Source organism: Nocardioides sp. P4_G4 (assembly GCF_056401085.1).
In genome coordinates this window covers 1-19,402 of the sequence record NZ_JBFUKA010000080.1, presented here as the reverse complement: position 1 = coordinate 19,402, position 19,402 = coordinate 1, and the positions used below count along the sequence as shown (strand labels likewise).

Sequence of the window (19,402 nt, the reverse complement as noted above, 5' to 3'; positions counted from 1 at the left end):
GACTACCCCGGCAGGAAGACCGACCCGGGCGAAAAGTGCCTCCCAGCGCGCCGCGATCGCGTCGGCGTCGTACTGGCGCGACGCGGAGAGCGCGCCCTCCCCGAGCCGGCGGAGCAGGGTGTCGTCGGTCGTGATCCGGCGCAGCGCGGCGGCGAGCCCGGCCTTGGCGCCGGCGCCGACGAGCAGCCCGGACACCTCGTCCTCGACGAGCTCGCGCGGGCCGGACGGGCAGTCGTAGGTCACGACCGGAACCCCGGCCGACATCGCCTCCTGGGCGACGAGCGGGAACCCCTCGGTCTTCGACGACATCGCGCAGACGGAGGCCCGCGCCCACTCCGGGGCCATGTCGGGCACGGCACCGGGCAGCTCGACGCGGTCGGCCAGCCCGGCCTTCGCGGCGTGGGCCACGAGCTCCTCGCGGAGCGGGCCGTCGCCGAGGATCCGAAGCCGCCAGCCGGGGGCATCCTCGGCGATCTGCTCGAAGGCGCGGACCAGGTGGATGAACTGCTTCTCCGGCACGATCCGGCCGGCGCTCACGATCGTCCGCGAGTCCAGCGGCGAGCGGGGCTGCGGGTCGATCGGCAGCGGGTTGGGCATGACCACGATCTCGGGAGCGGTGGCCCCGAGCTCGGCGCGCAGCCACGACGCGGTCGAATCGGTGAGCAGCGCGACGGCCGCGGCCCGCGGCGCGAAGGCCAGCAGCGGTTCCATCCCGCCGACCCGGTCGGCCGACGAGCGGTGCTCCTGGTGGACGACGGCGACCTCGCGACGTACGAGCATGATCGCCGCGGCCATCAGCGCCGGGGTGACGGTGACGAGGACGTCGACGTCGAGCTCGGGCAGCGCGGCCTCGAGCCCGACGTCGGTGAGCGCGGAGAACTGCCCGTCCCAGCGGGCCGGGACCAGCCGGGAGGGCTCGCGGTGCCGGGGGTCGTCCCCGCGTACGTCGACGAGGTGCTCCACCGTGACCGTCGGGTCGATCGCGTAGTGCGGCGCGTCCGCCGTGCGCGTGACCGACAGCATGCGGACGTCGACGTTGGCGCGGCGGGCCAGTGCGTTGGCCTGGGTGATCGCCGAGCGGGAGGTGCCGCCCATCCCGTCGAGGTTCAGGACGAGGTAGCCGACGCGCAGCCGGCCGGACCGACGTGGGCCGGAGCGGCTCAGGCGGGGCGCGATCTTCACGCCGCCACCCTAGGGGGCGGGCTCAGAGCCCGGTGACGCCCTCGCCGCCGCCGGCCTGCTCGTCGAAGTTCTCGTGCTCGAGCAGGTGCAGCACGGGGACACCGATCTTGCGCCGGGCCCGGGAGGTCCAGTCGACGTGGAAGAACTCGGCCACGACGTGCGGGCGGGTGAGGATGATCGCCTCGCGGGCACCCACCTCGGCGACCTTGGCGGCGAGCGCCTCCACGGGCGGCTGCCCGGTCACGGCGCCCTTGGCCGTGGCGCCGGCCGCGACGAGCGCCGCCAGCGTGGCCGTGAGGTCGTGGTCCGAGCGCTCGCGGCAGTCCTCGCGCACCGCCTCGAGCTCCTCCTCGCTCATCGCCATCGCGGGGGCCGACATCACGTCGCCGGCGCCGAGCATCCCGACGGACGCCTCGACCCGCGCTGCGGCGTCCTCGAGGGGCATGAGCACGTGGTAGATCACCTGGTCGGCGATCTCGTTGTGCAGTGAGCGGACCTGCTCGGCGTCCTGCAGGCTCAGCCCCTGCTCGACGAGGAGGACGACGTCGTACGTCCCCTGCCCGTCGTTGATGTCGTCATCGCCGCCGGTGCGGTCCGGGGTGCTGTTGTCGCTGGTCTCACTCAACGGGAATCGCCTCCACTCAGAATTCTAGCCAGGTCATAGCTCACCGGTTCCTCCAGCTGGTCGTAGCCGCACGACTCCGGGTCACGGTCCGGGCGCCACCGCTTGAACTGGGCGGTGTGCCGGAAGCGGCGGCCCTCCATGTGGTCGTACTTCACCTCGAGCACCCGCTCGGGCCGCAGCGGGGTGAACCCTAGGTCCTTGCCGGCGCTCCAGCGGCTCTGGGTGCCGGGGATGCGGTCGGGGTTGGCGGTGAGGAACTCCTGCCACCTCCCCCAGGGGTGCTCCTCGATCGGGCACACGAGGGGCTGGAGCTCCTCGATCAGCTCGGCCCGGCGGGCGGCGGTGAAGGATGCGCTGACGCCGATGTGCTGGAGCTCGCCGTCGGCGTACAGGCCCAGCAGCAGGCTGCCGAGCAGCGGCTTCTCGGGCGTGGAGGTCTTGTGCTCGCGGTAGCCGGCGACGACGACGTCGGCGGTGCGCTCGTGCTTGATCTTCATCATCGTGCGGCCGTTCTGGACGTACGGCGCGTCGAGCGGCTTGGCGATGACCCCGTCGAGGCCGGCGCCCTCGAACTCCTCGAACCACGTCCCGGCCTCGACCGGGTCGGTGGTGGTCCGGGTCAGGAAGCACGGGCCGGCGAGGTGCGCGAGCGCCTCCTCCATCACCGCGCGACGCTCGGCCAGGGGCCGGTCGATGTACGACGTGTCGCCCAGGGCGAGCAGGTCGAAGGCGACGAACCCCGCGGGCGTCTTCTCGGCGAGCATGTCGACGCGGGACTTCGCCGGGTGGATGCGCTCCTGGAGCACCTCGAACTCGAGGCGCTGGCCGACGGCCACGAAGACCTCGCCGTCCAGCACGATCCGCTCCGGCAGCTGCTCCTTGATGGCGGCGACCAGCTCGGGGAAGTAGCGGGTGAGCGGCTTGGTGTTGCGGCTGGTCAGCTCGACCTCGTCGCCGTCGCGGAACACGATGCAGCGGAAGCCGTCCCACTTGGGCTCGAAGCTCAGGCCCCCGTGCTTGGCCGGGTCGGGGATCCCCGCGACGGCCTTGGCGAGCATCGGTTGGACGGGTGGCATCACGGGCAGGTCCACGTCGTCGACCCTAGTCCAGTCCCTAGTCCTCGCCGCGGAGCGAGAAGGACCGCAGCCGGTCGCCGCAGAACCAGACCCCGCCGACCGTGACGACCACGCTGGCCAGCACGGCCCATGGGACGTTGGTCGGGTCGGGGAGCTCGGGGGAGACCTCGTGGCCGATCCGCAGCCCCCACTGGGCGACGCTCAGCCACGCCACCCCGCTCAGGAGGTTGCCGAGCAGTCCCTCCCAGATGAGGACGAAGAGCAGCGACACGATCACGGCGTGACGGGTGATCGCGGAGACCGCGAGGAAGAGTGCGGAGTACGTCGTCCCGGCCACCACCGCCGCGAGCCCGGCGGCCGTCGCCCGGTCACCGCCCCCGGCCACCAGCGCCGAGACGTAGAGGGGGAGTGCGCCGGCGACCATCGTCGCCGCCCAGGCGACCACCCACTTGCTGAGGGCGACCGCGTGCCGGCTGACCGGCTTGGAGAGCAGGTAGACGATCGACCCGTCGTCCACCTCCGGCCCGAGGACCGACGAGGCGGCGAGCACCGCCACCAGCGGCAGCACGACGGGGTAGCCCAGCCCCGGCAGCAGCGGCCACGCGGCGTCGCCGTCGGTGAGGCCCGCGATGGTGGCGGTCAATGCGACCAGCAGCACGGGGAAGGCCAGCAGCAGCCAGAACCGGCGGCGGCCGAGCAGCGCCTGCGCGGCGAGCTTGGTGATGGTCACGTTGATCATCGGGCCACCAGGTAGGCGAAGACGCTCTCGAGCGACTCGTCGCTGGGGGAGAGGTCGTAGAGGGTCAGACCGGCCGCCCGCGCCCACTGCGGCAGGCCGACCGCGAAGCTCCCGAGGTCGTCGACCTCGACGTCGAGGCCCCCGTCGGGTCGCAGGCGGACGGCGCGCACCGCGGCCTGGGCGATCAGCAGGGTGGCGAGGGCACGGTCGTCGCTGGAGACGACGGCGTACTGCACGGGACGGTCGGTCATCAGGCGGCGGATCGCGCCGAAGTCGCCCGACGCGGCGTGCCGGCCGGAGACGACCACCTCGATGTGTCGGGCAAGTCGCTCGACCTCCTCGAGGATGTGGGAGCTGAAGAGAACGGTGCGGCCCTCGTCGCCGAGGCGGTGCAGCAGGTCCATGAGGTGCATGCGCTGGCGCGGGTCGACACCGTTGAAGGGCTCGTCGAGCAGCAGGACCGCGGGGTCGTGGACCAGTGCCGCAGCGATCTTGACCCGCTGGCGCATGCCCTTGGAGTAGGTGTCGAGCCGTCGTGCGGCCGGCTCCACCATGTCCACCTCGGCGAGGATGCGCTCGGTGGCTGCGGCCGCGTCGGGGAGACGGTGCAGGTCGGCGTTGGCACGGACGAACTGGCGGCCGGTGAGGTAGCCGAAGCTCAGCTCGCGCTCGGGCACCAGGCCGATGCGCCGGTAGGCCTCGGTGTGCCGCCAGACGGGCTCCCCGTCGAGGGTCACCGTGCCGGCCGACGGGGCGAGGAAGCCGGTCATCATCGCCATCAGGGTGGTCTTGCCCGCGCCGTTGGGACCGAGCAGGCCGGTGACCCCGGGGGCGATGGTGAGCGAGACGTCGTTGACGGCGACGACGTTGCCGAACCAGCGGGAGACCGAGTCGAGGACCAGCGTGCTCATCGCGAACCCACCTTGAGGAAGCGCGCCACGATGGCGGCGAGGCCGGCCACCGCGACGAGGACGGCGACGGCGAGGTAGACCGCGACCCACCCGCCCGCGGGCGGGGTGAAGACCGTGACCCCGGCGTCCCACGCGGACGCGAGGCCGTTGGTGAGCGACCAGGGGGAGGCGAGCCCGGCGACGACGCCGACCTGGTCGGCGTCCTGCTCGGAGGTGATGGCCTGGACGGCGGTGACCACGCCCGTGACGACGACGAGCGCGACGATCGAGCCGACCACGGCGAAGCCCCGGCGCAACGAGACCGCGGAGATGAAGCCGGTGATGCCCGCCAGCATCGCCGCCACCAGCAGGAGCAGCGCCACGGCCTTGAGGAGGTCGGTGGTCTGCTCGCTGACGTCGAGCCCGGCGAGCAGCCCCCCGGCGTACAGGACGAGCAGCGGCAGGACGGTGAAGACGAGGAGGGCGGTGGCGAGCGACGCCCAGCGGGTGAGCGCGATGACGTACGCCGGCAGCGGGCGCGCCAGGTAGAGCACGATCGAGCGGTAGCGCAGGTCGCGGGAGAACAGCACCGGCGCCTGCGCGGCCGCGAACAGGCTCACCAGCAGCTGGACCTGGTTGGTGTAGCCGGCGTAGGTCAGGGGCAGCTCCGAGAGGCCCACGATGGTCACCACGCCGACCACGATGGCGGCCGGCAAGGTGCTCAGCGCCAGCAGCAGGAAGGGCAGGATCTTGGACTTGCCCGAGCGCCCGAGGCCGAAGGCGTGGCGCAGGCCGGTGACGTAGAGGGTGCGGGCGATGGTCCCGACGCCGTCGCGGGGTCCGTCGTAGTGGCGGTAGCCCAGGTCGTGGATGACTCCGGAGCGCTGGTCAGACACGAGGTCCACCTCCCGCGGGCGTGGTGTCGGGCGTGGTGTCGGGCGCGTCGTCGAGGAAGACGTCCTCGAGGTGGCGTCGGTCGGGCTGCAGGCGCATCAGGCCCAGGCCCAGGTCGGCGGCGGTGTCGCGTACCAGGTCGTGCACCGAGAGCCCGGCAGGCGGGGGCTCCACGGCGATCGCGGTCCCGCGCGGGCGGCAGGTGAGCCCGGCGGCGGCCAGCGCCTCGCCGAAGCGGTCGCGCTCGGTGGTGCCGCCGACCACCTCGACCAGGAGGCTGCCGGTGCGCTCGAGGAAGTCGCCGGTCGCGCTGGAGCGAAGGAGGTGGCCGGCGTCGAGCACGACGACGTGGTCGCTGACCTGCTCGAGCTCGCCGAGCAGGTGGGAGGTGACCAGGACGGCGATGCCGAAGTCGCTGCCGATGCGTCGGACGAGGGCGAGCATGTCCGTGCGCGCGGCCGGGTCGAGCCCGTTGGTCGGCTCGTCGAGGAACACCAGGCGTGGGTCGTGAACGAGCGCCTGGGCGAGCTTGGCGCGCTGCTTCATGCCGGTGGAGTAGCCGCCCATCGGCCGGTAGCGCTCCTCGTCGAGGCCGACGTGGCGCAGCACGTCGGCCGAGCGCTCCCGCGCCGCCGAGGCGCCGAGCCCGGACATGCGTGCCATGTGCACGACGAACTCGCTCGCGCTCACGTCGGGCGGCAGGCAGTCGTGCTCGGGCATGTAGCCCACCAGCCGGCGGATCTCCTCGCCCCCGGTCGCGATGTCGTGGCCGAGCACCCGGGCGCTGCCCGAGGTGGGCTCGAGCAGGCCCAGCAGGATCTTGATGAGCGTCGACTTGCCGGCGCCGTTGGCACCCACCAGGCCCGTCACGCCCTCGCCCACCTCGATCTCGAGGTCGGTCAGGGCGTGCACCTGCCCGTAGTGCTTGGTGAGCCCCGTGGTCTCGATGACCTGCTCGCTGTCCCCCGTCACCACGCCCACGCTAGCGGTGAGCGGGGACACTGCCCATCAGGAATGTCCCTGATCCCTGTGGAGGTCCGGTGAAGGTTGCCGGGGCCGGGCCCTAGGCTTGGGCCCTCATTCCCCGGTTGGTCTGCCGGCAGGGCCCGCCTGACTTTGAATCAGGACTAGCGACGTAGGTTCGACTCCTACCCGGGGAGCTCGGCTCTACGTGTGTCCCGGTGGGCGGTGAGCCAGCCACATTCGCCCGCGACGGAATGTGGGTCGGGCACCGCTCCCGCGCGTGTCGTCCCGTGACGCGCCGGGTGGCGGTTGGTCAACCACATTCGCTCGCGACGGAATGTGGCCTGCTCACCGCTCCTCCGGGGACCCGGGCGGGAAGTCGTCCATCGAGTGCCTCGACCCGTCGGGGCTGTACGCGAACCACGCACCTCCGGGCACGACGCGGGTCTCGACGGGAGGGTCGACCGGAGGAAGCTCCTCGCGCGACGAGGCCACCAGGTCGTCCTCCCAGAACACGAGGAACGGCTGGCGGTCCGGGTCCAGCGGCCCGATCAGGTCCGTGAAGTAGTCCTGCGGTCCGAGGTCGACGTAGCGGCGGAGCAGCACCCGGTCCCACTCCGGGGGCGACACCAGGACGGTGACGGTCCGCTGCTCGTCCTCGCCCCAGGCGAGAGCGAGCTCGAGCCGGCCGGGCTCCACCTCGCGCACCGTGCCCTCGCCGGCCAGGCCGTCGAGCAGCACCTGCCACCGCGCCGCTGCGTCGGGCAGGTCCTCGATCGACCGCGGCACCATCCCGGACCGGTGCCGCTGCACGAGCCGGTGGGCGGCACCCTCCACCCTCCGTGCCACGGCAGGGGCGTACGCCGTGGGGTCGTCGTACCCGCTCAGCCTCCGCCACTCCGCGTCGACAGGCACGGTGACCGTCCCCTCACGGGCCAGCCCCTCCCACCCCGGGCCGTCGGGGGCCTCGAGCACGAACCCGATCTCCAGCATCGGCGCGTGTTCCCCGGGGACCACCCGGGCCGAGGTGACGCGCACGTCGCGGCCGAGCCCGTCGTAGCGGTCGATCCCGTCGTCGGCCCGCCCGTACGGGTCGGCCGGGTCGATCCCCGTGGGCGAGGGGTTGGTGAGGATCGCGAAGAGCTCCCGTACGTACGCCGCGTCGTCCATCGCCCCATCCTGCCGTCCGGGCGCCCCGGAGGCGGTGAGTCAGCCACCTTCGAATGCGGCGGAATGTGGGTCACTCACCGCGCGCAAGCGTGTCGTCCCGCGGCGCGCAGGGCGGCGGTGAGCCAGCCACCTTCGAATGCGACGGAATGTGGGTCACTCACCGCCCCGGGACCCGCCGAGCGGCGTCGCTGGCAGACTGCAGGCATGGACAACCTCACCGTGATCGTCCTCGCTGCCGGCGGCGGCACCCGCATGAAGTCCAAGACGATGAAGGTCCTGCACCCCATCGGCGGGCGCAGCATGATCGGGCACGTCCTGCGGGCGGTGCAGGCCGTGGAACCGCAGCGGATCGTCGCCGTGGTCGGCCACCAGCGCGAGCAGGTCGGGCCGCACATCCACGAGCTCGTGCCCGACGCGGTGCTGGCGGTCCAGGAGACCCAGGACGGCACCGGCCACGCGGTGCGCATCGCCATGGAGGCGCTGGGGGAGGGCGGCTCCGCCACGGGCACGGTCATCGTCGCGGCGGGGGACACCCCGCTGCTGCGCGGCGACAGCCTGCAGGCCTTCGCCGAGGAGCACGAGGCGGCGCAGCGGGCGGTGAGCATCCTGTCCGGCGTGGTCGCCAACCCGTTCGGCTACGGCCGCATCGTGCGCAACGACGAGGGCGACGTCGAGGCCATCGTGGAGGAGAAGGACGCCAGCCCCGAGCAGCGCGAGATCGCCGAGATCAACTCCGGGATCCTCGCCTTCGACGCCGAGTTCCTCGTCGAGGCGCTGGGCGCGATCACCAACGACAACCACAAGGGCGAGTACTACCTCACCGACACCGTCCAGCTCGCCCGTGACGCCGGCCTGACGGTCGGCGCGCACACCATCGAGGACGTCATGCAGACCGAGGGCGCCAACGACCGCGCCCAGCTCGCCGACCTCGGCCGCGAGCTCAACCGGCGCATCGTCACGCAGTGGATGCGTGACGGCGTGACGGTCATGGACCCCGCGACGACCTGGATCGACGCCGACGTGCAGCTGGCCCAGGACGTCACGATCCTGCCCGGCACCCAGCTGCTCGGCGCCACGGTCGTCGCCGAGGACGCCGTGGTGGGACCGGACACGACGCTCAAGGACTGCGAGATCGGCGCCGGCGCCCGCGTCGTACGCACGCACGCCGAGCTGGCCGTCGTCGGCGACCGAGCGACCGTCGGCCCCTTCGCCTACCTCCGCCCCGGCACCCAGCTCGGCGTCGCGGGCAAGATCGGCACCTTCGTCGAGACCAAGAACAGCCAGATCCGCGACGGCGCCAAGGTCCCGCACCTCTCCTACGTGGGGGACGCCGAGATCGGCGAGGGCACCAACATCGGGGCCGGCACGATCTTCGCCAACTACGACGGCGTCGCCAAGCACCGCACCGTCGTCGGGCGRCACGCGAAGACGGGGTCCAACAACACCTTCGTCGCACCCGTGGTCATCGGCGACGGGGCGGGCACCGCCGGGGGCACCGTCGTACGCCGCGACGTCCCGCCCGGCGCCCTCGCGGTCAGCAGCGGCCCGCAGCGCAACCTCGAGGGGTGGGCTCAGTCCCGGCGTCCCGGCACCGCCCAGGCGCAGGCCGCCGCCCATGCCGCCGCCCATGCCGCCGCCCAGGCGAACGAGGGATCCGTCACGGGTGAACAGCAGGTGGACCCCGGGGTTGGGCCGGACGGCCTCGGTGAGTCACAATCCTGACGTCGACACTCCACCCCCGATAGAGGAGTCGCAGCCGGTGACCGGACTCAAGAAGACGACCGAGAAGAACCTGATGGTCTTCAGCGGTCGGGCCCACCCGACGCTGGCTGCCGAGGTGGCGGACACGCTCGACACGGCGCTGGTGCCGCAGTCGGCGTACGAGTTCGCCAACGGCGAGATCTACGTCCGCTACGAGGAGTCGGTGCGCGGGTGTGACGCGTTCGTCATCCAGAGCCACACCTCGCCGATCAACGAGTGGATCATGGAGCACCTGCTCATGGTCGACGCGCTGAAGCGGGCCTCCGCCAAGCGGATCACCGTGGTCATGCCGTTCTACGGCTACGGCCGCCAGGACAAGAAGCACCGCGGTCGCGAGCCGATCTCGGCGCGGCTGATCGCCGACCTGTTCAAGACGGCCGGTGCCGACCGGCTCATCACCGTCGACCTGCACGCCGACCAGATCCAGGGCTTCTTCGACGGCCCCGTCGACCACCTGATGGCCCTGCCGATCCTCGCCGACTACGTCCGCGACAAGTACGGCGACCAGCCGCTCGCCGTGGTCTCACCGGACGCCGGCCGGATCAAGGTCGCCGAGCGCTGGTCGGCCCGCCTCGGCGGTGCCCCGCTGGCCTTCATCCACAAGACGCGTCGTACCGACCGGCCCAACGAGACGGTGGCCAACCGGGTCGTCGGTGACGTCAAGGGCCGCATCTGCGTCCTGACCGACGACATGATCGACACCGGCGGCACCATCGTGAAGGCCGCCGAGGCGTGCATCGAGGAGGGCGCCGCGGGCGTCATCATCGCCGCCACCCACGCGATCCTCTCCGACCCCGCCGTCGACCGCCTCAAGAACTGCTCGGCCGCCGAGATCGTGGTCACCAACACGCTCCCGGTCGCCGCCGACAAGCAGTTCGACAAGCTGACCACCCTCTCGATCGCGCCGCTCATCTCGCGGGCGATCAAGGAGGTCTTCGAGGACGGCTCGGTCACCTCCATGTTCGACGGTCACGCATAGCCGGCGCCGCGGGGGCGTAGCCTCGCGCGGGTGCCGTTGACCGAGACCCTTGCCGTCGAGGCGCGCGACCTGCGCCGCACGTTCAAGACCAAGCAGGGCGTCCTGCGTCCCACGCGCAAGACGGTCGAGGCCGTCAAGGGCGTCAGCTTCGAGATCGCGCCCGGCGAGCTCTTCGGCCTGCTCGGCCCCAACGGGGCGGGCAAGACGACCACCATCAAGATGCTCATCACCCTGCTGATCCCCACGTCGGGCAGCGCGTCGGTGCTGGGGCGCGACGTGGTGTCCGACGTGCGCGAGGTGCGCAGCCGGATCGGCTACGTCTTCGGCGGGGACCGCGGCCTCTACGAGCGCCTCACCGGTCTCGACAACCTGCGCTACTTCTCCGAGCTGTACGGCGTCCCACCCCGCGAGCAGAAGGCGCGCATCGGGTCCCTCCTCGAGCTGGTCGGCCTGACCGGCCGCGAGGGGGAGAAGGTCGAGGGCTACTCCCGGGGCATGCGCCAGCGGCTGCACATCGCACGCGGGTTGCTGCACGACCCGGACGTGTTCTTCCTGGACGAGCCGTCCATCGGCATCGACCCGGTCGGCGCCCGGGAGCTGCGCGCGACCATCGCCGGGCTGCGGGAGCAGGGCAAGACCGTGCTGCTCACCACGCACTACATGTTCGAGGCCGACGAGCTGTGCGACCGGATCGCGGTGATCCGCTCCGGCGAGATCGTGGCCGAGGGGACGCCCGAGGAGCTGAAGCGGCTGGTGAGCTCCGGGCGCGTGCTCGAGGTGGAGACGTACGGCGTGCGCGACGAGGTCCTCGACCGGCTGCGGGCCGTGCCGGGCGTGCGTGCCGTCGCGGTCGAGGAGCGCGGCCAGCTCCAGGTCGTCGTGGTCGCGTGCGAGACCGGCGCCGAGGTGACCCAGCCGGTCCTGGCCGGCCTGGACCACACCCGCGTCGGCCGGGTCAGCCACCGCGACCCGACGCTCGAGGACGCGTACGTCGAGCTGGTCACCCGGAGCGGCGGGTGATCCGCCTCCGCCAGCTGGCCGTCTGCTACTGGCTGCAGCTCAAGATCCTGCTGTTCTCGCCGTTCGAGGGGTTCCTCGCGGTGGTCTTCCCGCTGATGTTCGCCACCGCGGCACTGCTCGTCTACCGGGTGCAGGGGGATCCCGAGGCGATGCTCTACGCCGGCATCGGAGCCGCCGCGATGGGCATCTGGACCTCCCAGACCGTCAGCGCCAGCACCCTGGTCCAGCGCGAGCGGTGGGCCGGCACCCTGGAGCTCGTGGTCGCGGCGCCGACCCGCTTCTCGCTGGTGCTGCTGCCGATCACCTTCGCGATGGCCACGATCGGCCTCTACAGCGTGGTCGCCACCGTGCTGTGGAACTGGTGGCTCTTCGACGTGCGCCTCCACGTCGCCGACTGGCCGCTGTTCATCCTCAGCATCCTGATGGCCACCATCACCATCGCGTTGTTCGGATTCCTGCTGTCGGTCACCGCGGTCCGCTACCGCACCTCCTGGGCGCTGGGTGCGGCCCTGGAGTACCCCGGCTGGCTGCTGTGCGGCTTCGTCATCCCCCTCGACCTCCTGCCCGACGCCTTGCGGCCGCTGTCGTGGATCCTCGCCCCGACCTGGGCGGTGCAGGGCATGCGTGCCGCCGCCGCCGGGGAGAGCCCGTGGCTCGACCTCGCCGTCTGCGGCCTCGTCGGTCTCGGGTACGCCGTCCTGGCCGCGTGGCTCGGCGTACGCCTCATCGACTCCGCCCGCCGCGACGCGACGCTGGCCCTGACGTGAGGGGGCACGCGTGGTGAGCCTGCGCATCTTCTTCATCGGCGGCCTGATGAGCTACCGGGCGATGTTCGGCTGGATGAATCCGTGGATCTTCATCCCGGCCCTCCTGGTCTCGCCGATCTGCCAGATCCTGCTCTTCGCCTTCATCGGACGCAGTGCCGGCGTGGGCGACGACGAGTTCTACGTCATCGGCAACGCCCTCAACTACGCCGCGATCCCGTGCCTGTTCGCGATGAGCTCGACGATCGCCGGTGAGCGCTACTCCCAGACGCTGGGGCTCGTGCTGGCGACGCCGGCGCGCCGGGTGCCGCTGTTCCTCGGCCGGGCCATGCCCGTGATCGCCAACGGCTGGGGGGTCGCCATGTTCGGCGTCGTCGTCGGCTCGCTGCTGCTGGACACCGACATCCCCGGCGGGGCGTGGCCGGCGATCGCGTTCGTGGTCGCCGTCGGCTCGCTGTCCTCGACCGGGCTGGGCCTGGTCATGGGCGCCGTCAACCTCGTCTACCGCGAGGGCGCGACGCTGGGCAACGTGCTCTTCCTGGTGCTGCTGATCTTCACCGGCACCAACGTGGCCCTCGACGACCTGCCCTCGTGGATGGCGGCCATCGGTCGTTGCCTGCCGCTGACCCACGCGATCGAGGCGACCCGGTTGCTGGCGAACGGCGCGAGCTGGAGTGCCGTGCAGGGGCTGGTGGGCACCGAGCTGCTCATCGGCATCGCGTACGTCGTCGTCGGGCTGTCCTCGATCCAGGTGCTCGAGCGGCTCAGCCGGAGCGGCGCCACGCTCGACCGGGTCTGACTCCCGATTCGACCTCCGGTGCACCCCGGCCGTAGGCTTGGGAAGTTGCCTCGGCGAGGGAGCTCGACTCCGTGATCGACAGGGCAGCGTGGACCTCAACGCCGCGCGCCGACTGTCGGATGCGCGGCGTTCTGCTTTCTCCGGGGTCCCACATTCCACGTACTGAGGAGAAGAGCATGGCTGCCGAGAAGATCACCGCCGAGACCCGTACCGAGTTCGGCAAGGGTGCGGCCCGCCGCATCCGTCGCGAGGACAAGATCCCCGCCGTCATCTACGGCCACGGCAACGAGCCCGTGCACGTGACCCTTCCGGGCCACCAGACGATGATGGCGCTCAAGCACGGCGGCTCCAACGCGCTGCTGGAGCTCGACGTCGAGGGCAGCGAGCAGCTCGCCCTGGCCAAGGAGGTCCAGGTCGACCCGATCCGTCGCGTGATCGAGCACATCGACTTCGTGGCCGTCCGCCGCGGCGAGAAGGTCACCGTCGACGTCCCGATCCACGTGGTCGGCGACGCCGCCCCCGACACCCTGGTCGTCACCGAGAACGCCGTCATCTCCGTCGAGGCCGAGGCCACGCACATCCCCGAGTTCTTCGAGGTCTCGGTCGAGGGCGCCCCGGTCGGCACCCAGATCCACGCGAGCGAGATCACCCTCCCGTCGGGCACCACGCTCCTCGCCGACGGAGAGCTCCTCATCGTCAATGTCACCCAGCAGATCTCCGCGGAGGCGCTGGAGGCCGAGCTGGCCGAGGCCGAGGAGGACCTGGGCATCGAGCACGACGTCTCGGACGCCGAGATCGCCGAGGCGCAGGTGGAGGCGGCCGCCGAGGACGCCGCGGGCGACGCCGCCGAGGGCAGCTCCGCCGAGTGACCTCGTTGATCCACAGGCTGCGCCGCACCGGGCTCCCCGGTGCGGCGTTCGCCATTTCAGGGTGGCGCAGGGCCGGGTGGTCCCGCGCGCGACGGCCGGAGACCGGCTGGGAGGATGAGCACATGAGTGACGACGTCTGGCTCGTGGTCGGCCTGGGCAACCCGGGACCGACCTACTCGGGCCACCGCCACAACGTGGGCTACCTCGTCACCGACGAGCTGGCCGACCGGATGGGTTCGCCCTTCCGGGCCCACAAGAGCGGTCGTGCCGACGTGGTCGAGGGGCGCCTGACGCCGCCTGGCACCCCGGGTCCTCGCGTGGTGCTCGCYCGGCCGCGCTGCTACATGAACGAGACCGGCGGACCGGTCAAGGCCCTGGCCACGTTCTACAAGGTGCCGCCCGATCGGGTGGTGGCGATCCACGACGAGCTCGACATCGCCTTCGGCACGCTGCGCACCAAGCTCGGCGGCGGCGACAACGGTCACAACGGGCTGCGCTCGATGCGCTCGAGCCTGGGGACAGGGGACTTCTACCGCGTCCGCTGCGGGATCGGGCGCCCGCCCGGGCGCCAGGACGTCGCCGACTTCGTCCTCTCCAACTACTCGGCGGCCGAGCGCAAGGACCTGCCCTTCCAGGTCATGGACGCCGCCGACGCGGTCGAGTCGCTGCTGACCGAGGGCCTCGAGAAGACCCAGCAGCGCTTCAACTCCTGATCCGCCCGCGCCCGCAGTCCCGGACCCGCATCAGCCCGGTGGGAGCACCAGGGTCCAGGCGAGCGCCTTGCCCGAGGTGATGCCCGAGGTCGCGGCGAGCGCCGGAGCGGTGCCGGCGGTGCTCCACGCCTGGTCACCCGCGGCGGCCACGAGCAGCCCACCGCCGCTCCCGGTGGTGGCCGCCCTGGCCGTCAGCACGGGCGGCAACGTCCAGGCGTGGACGTCGCTGGCCTTATCGACGTAGTACCTCACCACCCCGGAGGCGTCCTGCGCGACCGTTGCCGCGGGTGCCGTGTGCGTGGTCGAGCTCCCGGGCTCAGCCCTGCCGATAGTGGCCGTCGGTGCGCCGGCGCCGCTGTAGGCCAGGAGGACGAGGCTGGTCTTGGACAGTGCGTCCAGGCTCACCTGGACGGTGGTCCCGGCCAGACCCGGACCCGCGGTCCTCGTCAGCACCCAGGACCGCACATCGGTGCTGTCCGACACGGTGCCCAGGACGGTCCAGCCCGACGGCGTGGTGAGCGTCGCCGCCCGGTTGGCGGTCACGAACAGCACCAGGCGATCCGTCGACTGCACGGAGCCGGGGACGGTCACGACCGGTCGCACCGAGTTGGAGTCCGAGGAGCCGGTCGCGCGCCACTGTGGCCCCGACACCGGGGGCGGCTGGTCCTCGACGAGGACCTCACGGGTCAGGGAACCGGTGGCTCCCTCGTCGTCGGTGACGGTCAGGGTCACCGGGTAGGTGCCGGCCGCGGCGAAGACGTGCTGGGTGGTGGCGCTCGAGCCCGTCGCGGACTGCCCGTCGCCGAACGTCCAGTCGAAGCCGACCACGGCGCCGCCGTCGGGATCCCTCGAGCYGCTCGCGTCGAAGGAGCAGGAGGTGCCGACGCAGGAGGACGTGAACGCGGCGACGGGATCGCTCGCGGGCGGCGGGGCAGCCGGTGCGACCACGACCACGGCGTACTCCTGGCCGCCGCCGCCGGCGAGCACCGCGTTCGCCACCCCGGGGACGACGACAGGGGTCGAGCGGTTGACGGTCGTCCCGTCGCCGACCTGACCCGCGGAGTTGGCCCCCCAGCTCATCAGCCGACCGTCCGCGAGCACGGCCATCCCGGTGTCGCGACCGGACCCGATCATGGTGACCGAGGAGAGGTTGCGGACGCTGACGGGGCGCGTCCTGGTCGTCGTGGTGCCGTCGCCGAGGTTGGCCCGGTAGTTGCGACCCCAGGCGGCGACGGTGCCGTCGGTGCGCAGGGCGTAGGAGTGGTGTGCGCCGGCGATCACCTGGAGGGCACCGCCCGTGACCTGGACCTGGACCGGCGACGTCCGGTCGGTGAGGGTGCCGTCGCCGATCTGCCCGTAGTCGTTGGACCCCCAGGCCCAGACCGTGCCGTCGTCGCGCAGGGCCAGGCCGTGGTCGCGCCCTCCGGCGATGCCGACGATGCCGGTGAGTGAACCGACGCGGACGGGGGTGGTGCGCCGCGTCGTCGTCCCGTCGCCCAGCTGCCCCTCGTCGTTGCGACCCCAGGCGACGACCGTGCCGTCGGCCCGCAGGGCGTAGCTCATGTTGCGGCCGGCTGCGATCGCCACGGCGGTGGTGAGGCCGGACACCGTGACCGGGGAGCGTCGCAGGGTCGTCGTGCCGTCCCCGAGCTGGCCGTCGGCGTTGAGTCCCCAGGTCCGGACGGTGCCGCCCGCGAGCAGGGCGAGCGAGGAGTTGTGACCGGTCTCGACGGCCGTGACGCCGCTGAGTCCCGGGACCTGGGTCGGGGTCGAGCGGTTCGCGGTCGTCCCGAGGCCGAGCTGGCCCTCGACGTTGCTGCCCCACACCCAGACGGTGCCGTCGTCGCGCAACGCCACGACGTGCTCGCGCCCGCCGTGCAGGTCGACCACGTGGTCCAGCCCGGTGACCGGGCCGGGCGTCAGCCGGGTCTGTGTCGTGCCGTCGCCGAGCTGGCCGAAGCCGTTGCCGCCCCACGTCCACGGGACGCCGCCGGGGGAGATCGCGGCGGCCGCCTCCGGGGCCAGGGCCTCAGCGGGAGCGTGGGCCAGGGGCGTGAGCCCGACCATCAGGACGGCGGCGGCCCAACCGGCCCCGCGGCGTGTCAACCGCACGTGCGTCACGTCGCGCCCTCCGCTCGTCCTGCCCTCGACGCTAGACATCCGGCGAGCGTGCCGCACCACCTAATTCGGGGATCGTGGCTCCGGCACCCAGCCGAAGTGGGTCCGCAGCTCCCGGTTCCACCGGTTGGCGGGCAGCGCGGGGTCGAGCACAGCCATGCCGACGCAGTACTTGCTCAGGGACACGGGCCGGTAGCCGAGGCGGCACAGCGCGTGGTCGAGGGGGGACGCCGCGCCCATCGTCTTCGACTCGAGGACGACCACCGCCTCCAGGGGGCCGTAGCGCTGCCCGCCCGGGTTCTCGAACGTCAGGTTGACGTCGCAGGTCACGCGGTCGCCACGGGTGGGGTCCACCAGGGTCGCCCGTCGGTAGGCGGTGGTGAGCGTCGGGGCCAGGGTGGGTGCTCCGGTGACCGCTCCGAGACGTTCGACGGCGAGCGCGTGCGCCTCGACGTCGAGGTGGTCCCGCGCGTCGAGCCGGTACGGGTAGCGCTCCTTGACCGTCTCGCCCCGCGAGCCGACGCTCTTGAACTCGAGCAGGCACTCGCCGGAGTCGAGGTAGGTGCGTGTGCGGATCTTGGCCCTGCGCCGCCGGCCGTGGGCGTGCTGGCGGTACGTCGCGAGCTGGGGCGTGTCGAAGTACACCGACTCGTAGCGGAAGAGCCGCAGGTCGTCGATCTGGAGCACGGCGAGGTGGTCGCCCAGCTGGTCGAGGACCGTCGTCAGCACCGGGGCCGGCACCAGGTACTTGCGGTCCACCCGCGTCTGCAGCGCGGCGTACTCCAGCACCTCGTCGAGTGTGACGGGGCGCAGCCGCGAGGTCGCCTCGAGGAGCCCCGCCTCGGCGGACACCGTCTCGGCGGACACCGCGTCGGCGGACACCGGGTCACCGCTCTTCGATGGGGGCCGCCGGGGCGTGCGCGTCGGCCGTCTGGAGTGGGATCAGGGTGGGGACGGTGGTCCAGGAGTCGTCGACGAGAGGGCGGCCGGGTCCTCGGGCGAGCAGGCCGTCGCCGGCTCGCGCCCCGCGGCGGCGCTCGCGTGACGGGGCCGGGACGCGGTAGCGGATGTCGACGATGGTGACGTCGCGCACGAAGTCGAGCTCCTGCACGATGCAGTGGCGCACCTCGACGCCCAGCCGGCTCTCGATGTGTGCCCGGAGGACCTCCTCGTCGGGGATGGCGGAGTCCAGCGTCAGGAGCTGGCGTCGTGCCCGGGGCAGCAGCCGCGGGTGGTCGGCGACGTACATCACCAGCGCCAGGAGCCCGATGAGCAGCGGCACGAGGTAGGTCGGACCGCCACCCACCCCGGCCAGCAGGCCGAGGGCCAGGGCGACGAAGTAGTAGGCGATCTCCTCCTGGGTGATGCTGTCCGAGCGCAGGCGGATGATGGACAGGATGCCGAACAGCCCCAGTCCCAGGCCCGCACCCACCGCCGACGACGTCAGCATGGCCGTCACGCTGAGGATGCCGATGTTCAGCGCGACGTAGGCGAGCATGAGGTCACGTCGCTGGTGGCGGTGGAAGTAGATCGCGACGACGAACATGATGGCGGCGATGTCGCAGCCGATGGGCAGCACATGGGGCATGGTGAGGACCTTTCCTGGCCAGGTCCTTTGCACGCTACGTGTCCCCGGTGGGATCCCCGTCACCAAATTTCACGATCTTGTCGCCCGCCGTTCACGTCGCTCCACGTGGGGCGCAGCGCGGGTGCAGACGCACTCGTTCCACGGACCCTCGAGGCCCGTGGAACGGGTACGTCGGATCCTGTCCGGCGTGCGGTGTCAGCCCGCCCGGCGCAGCAGGATCGTCCACATGGTCGCGTTCGCCGAGGCAGCGTTCGCCGTCGCGGTCAGTGCACCGTACGGTCCGGCCGCCAACGGGCCGTCGGAGTCGGCCAGCGCGCTGCACACCCGCCCGGTGCTGGTGCCGCAGACGCCCTGGCGCTGGACGACCCCGGCCGGCAGCGCGAAGCCCGTCGTCGCCGAGGACTTGTCGGCCCAGTAGGACACGGCCCAGTCACCCGCGCCCGCCTGCACCGTCGGAGTGGAGTGCCCCGCACGGAAGACCGTCTCCGACGCCTTGGCGACCACAGGAGCGAGCATGTCGCCCGAGTAGGCGGCCACCGTCAGCGTGTACTTGGCGGCGGCGTCCATGGAGAACCGCACTGTCTTGCCGCCGTCGCCCACGGCAGCGACCTTGGTGTAGACGTTGGTCTGCATCGTGCCCGAGGTGGCGGTGTCGACCAACGTCCACCCCGTCACGCCGGTCGTGGAGCCGACGGTGCGGGTGGTGTCGTTGAGGCTGAGCACCATCAGCAGCCGGTCGCCGGTCGCGGTCCCCGCGGGCACGGTCGTGTTGGGCGTGGAGACGTTGCCCTGGTTGGCGGTGCTGCCCACCAGCGCGATCGGGCGCACCGCGACCGGGGTGACGTTGCGGCTGGCGGTCCCGGTGCCCTGGTCGTTGTCGGTCACCGTGAGCGTGACGGCGTACGGACCGGTGGCGCCGTAGGTGTGGGAGGGCGAGGCGCCGGTCGTCGTGTCCGTCTCGCCGTCGCCGAAGTCCCAGGCGTACGTCGTGAGCGTGCCGTCGACGTCCCCGGAGGCGGTCGCGTCGAACGTGCACTCGAGGAACGTGCAGCTCGCCGTGAACGAGGCGGTGGGTGCCGCGTTGGTGCGGGTCACCTGGACCGGGATCACGAGCGAGCCCTGGGTGCCCTCGTCCTCGGTCACGGTCAGCGTCACGTTGCGGGTCCCGGAGGTCACGAAGGCGTGGCTGGCCGTCACCCCCGTCGCCGTGCCTCCGACGCCGAAGTCCCACGCGTTCGTCGCGACGGATCCG

At 72.0% G+C, this 19,402-nt stretch carries 19 protein-coding genes and 1 tRNA gene; 8 read left to right on the top strand and 12 right to left on the bottom strand.

Going from position 1 to position 19,402, the window contains the following annotated elements; genetic code table 11:
- The 7 genes from AC1DQF_RS17200 to AC1DQF_RS17170 form a co-directional block, all read right to left on the bottom strand.
- On the bottom strand, window positions 1-1,182 hold a 1,182-nt coding region (locus AC1DQF_RS17200; protein ID WP_477526443.1), incomplete at its 3' end, for a glycosyltransferase.
- A 22-nt stretch (window positions 1,183-1,204) separates the two neighbouring features.
- Window positions 1,205-1,807 carry a hypothetical protein gene (locus AC1DQF_RS17195; RefSeq protein WP_477526442.1) on the bottom strand — a complete coding sequence of 201 codons (603 nt, stop codon included), beginning with the start codon at window positions 1,805-1,807 and terminating at the stop codon, window positions 1,205-1,207.
- Window positions 1,804-2,898: an ATP-dependent DNA ligase gene (locus tag AC1DQF_RS17190; RefSeq protein WP_477526441.1), complete on the bottom strand. Its 1,095-nt coding sequence runs from the start codon at window positions 2,896-2,898 to the stop codon at window positions 1,804-1,806. Before AC1DQF_RS17190 ends, AC1DQF_RS17195 begins: the two co-directional genes overlap by 4 nt.
- A gap of 22 nt (window positions 2,899-2,920) precedes the next feature.
- The gene (locus AC1DQF_RS17185; protein WP_477526440.1) at window positions 2,921-3,622 is read right to left on the bottom strand and encodes an ABC transporter permease; all 702 of its coding nucleotides are present in this window, start codon (window positions 3,620-3,622) and stop codon (window positions 2,921-2,923) included.
- A complete protein-coding gene (locus tag AC1DQF_RS17180; RefSeq protein ID WP_477526439.1) occupies window positions 3,619-4,533 on the bottom strand; it encodes an ABC transporter ATP-binding protein in 915 nt (304 codons plus the stop codon). The genes AC1DQF_RS17185 and AC1DQF_RS17180 overlap by 4 nt, the downstream gene beginning before the upstream one ends.
- Window positions 4,530-5,408 carry an ABC transporter permease gene (locus AC1DQF_RS17175; protein WP_477526438.1) on the bottom strand — a complete coding sequence of 293 codons (879 nt, stop codon included), beginning with the start codon at window positions 5,406-5,408 and terminating at the stop codon, window positions 4,530-4,532. The genes AC1DQF_RS17180 and AC1DQF_RS17175 overlap by 4 nt, the downstream gene beginning before the upstream one ends.
- Window positions 5,401-6,378 carry an ABC transporter ATP-binding protein gene (locus tag AC1DQF_RS17170; RefSeq protein ID WP_477526437.1) on the bottom strand — a complete coding sequence of 326 codons (978 nt, stop codon included), beginning with the start codon at window positions 6,376-6,378 and terminating at the stop codon, window positions 5,401-5,403. The genes AC1DQF_RS17175 and AC1DQF_RS17170 overlap by 8 nt, the downstream gene beginning before the upstream one ends.
- A gap of 109 nt (window positions 6,379-6,487) precedes the next feature.
- On the opposite strand from AC1DQF_RS17170, the gene AC1DQF_RS17165 reads away from it, so the two are divergent.
- Window positions 6,488-6,566 (top strand) — tRNA-Gln (locus tag AC1DQF_RS17165).
- Between the two features lie 151 nt (window positions 6,567-6,717).
- On the opposite strand, the gene AC1DQF_RS17160 is transcribed toward AC1DQF_RS17165, so the two are convergent.
- Complete coding sequence (locus tag AC1DQF_RS17160; protein ID WP_477526436.1) at window positions 6,718-7,539, bottom strand: hypothetical protein; 822 nt, start codon at window positions 7,537-7,539, stop codon at window positions 6,718-6,720.
- A gap of 204 nt (window positions 7,540-7,743) precedes the next feature.
- Here AC1DQF_RS17160 and glmU point away from each other — a divergent pair, with 204 nt between their 5' ends.
- The 7 genes from glmU (at window position 7,744) to pth (ending at window position 14,444) form a co-directional block, all read left to right on the top strand.
- A complete protein-coding gene (gene glmU, locus AC1DQF_RS17155; protein ID WP_477526435.1) occupies window positions 7,744-9,261 on the top strand; it encodes a bifunctional UDP-N-acetylglucosamine diphosphorylase/glucosamine-1-phosphate N-acetyltransferase GlmU in 1,518 nt (505 codons plus the stop codon).
- A 37-nt stretch (window positions 9,262-9,298) separates the two neighbouring features.
- Window positions 9,299-10,279 carry a ribose-phosphate diphosphokinase gene (locus AC1DQF_RS17150; RefSeq protein WP_477526434.1) on the top strand — a complete coding sequence of 327 codons (981 nt, stop codon included), beginning with the start codon at window positions 9,299-9,301 and terminating at the stop codon, window positions 10,277-10,279.
- 30 nt (window positions 10,280-10,309) lie between these two features.
- A complete protein-coding gene (locus tag AC1DQF_RS17145; protein ID WP_477526433.1) occupies window positions 10,310-11,299 on the top strand; it encodes an ABC transporter ATP-binding protein in 990 nt (329 codons plus the stop codon).
- On the top strand, window positions 11,296-12,066 hold the full coding sequence (locus AC1DQF_RS17140) for an ABC transporter permease (RefSeq protein WP_477526432.1): 771 nt from the start codon (window positions 11,296-11,298) through the stop codon (window positions 12,064-12,066). Before AC1DQF_RS17145 ends, AC1DQF_RS17140 begins: the two co-directional genes overlap by 4 nt.
- Window positions 12,067-12,076: 10 nt before the next feature.
- Window positions 12,077-12,862: an ABC transporter permease gene (locus AC1DQF_RS17135; RefSeq protein WP_477526431.1), complete on the top strand. Its 786-nt coding sequence runs from the start codon at window positions 12,077-12,079 to the stop codon at window positions 12,860-12,862.
- Window positions 12,863-13,038: 176 nt separating this feature from the next.
- Window positions 13,039-13,731, top strand: coding sequence for a 50S ribosomal protein L25/general stress protein Ctc (locus AC1DQF_RS17130; RefSeq protein ID WP_477526430.1), 693 nt, complete (start codon window positions 13,039-13,041; stop codon window positions 13,729-13,731).
- Between the two features lie 122 nt (window positions 13,732-13,853).
- Window positions 13,854-14,444, top strand: a complete 591-nt coding sequence (gene pth / locus AC1DQF_RS17125; RefSeq protein ID WP_477526429.1) for an aminoacyl-tRNA hydrolase — start codon at window positions 13,854-13,856, stop codon at window positions 14,442-14,444.
- Between the two features lie 30 nt (window positions 14,445-14,474).
- On the opposite strand, the gene AC1DQF_RS17120 is transcribed toward pth, so the two are convergent.
- The 4 genes from AC1DQF_RS17120 to AC1DQF_RS17105 form a co-directional block, all read right to left on the bottom strand.
- Window positions 14,475-16,604: an RCC1 domain-containing protein gene (locus AC1DQF_RS17120; RefSeq protein ID WP_477526428.1), complete on the bottom strand. Its 2,130-nt coding sequence runs from the start codon at window positions 16,602-16,604 to the stop codon at window positions 14,475-14,477.
- A 21-nt stretch (window positions 16,605-16,625) separates the two neighbouring features.
- Window positions 16,626-17,444 carry a polyphosphate polymerase domain-containing protein gene (locus AC1DQF_RS17115; protein WP_477526427.1) on the bottom strand — a complete coding sequence of 273 codons (819 nt, stop codon included), beginning with the start codon at window positions 17,442-17,444 and terminating at the stop codon, window positions 16,626-16,628.
- Window positions 17,445-17,448: 4 nt separating this feature from the next.
- Window positions 17,449-18,150: a DUF4956 domain-containing protein gene (locus tag AC1DQF_RS17110; RefSeq protein WP_477526426.1), complete on the bottom strand. Its 702-nt coding sequence runs from the start codon at window positions 18,148-18,150 to the stop codon at window positions 17,449-17,451.
- Window positions 18,151-18,345: 195 nt separating this feature from the next.
- Window positions 18,346-19,402 (bottom strand): PKD domain-containing protein (locus AC1DQF_RS17105; protein ID WP_477526425.1); only part of this gene is annotated, 1,057 nt, incomplete at its 5' end.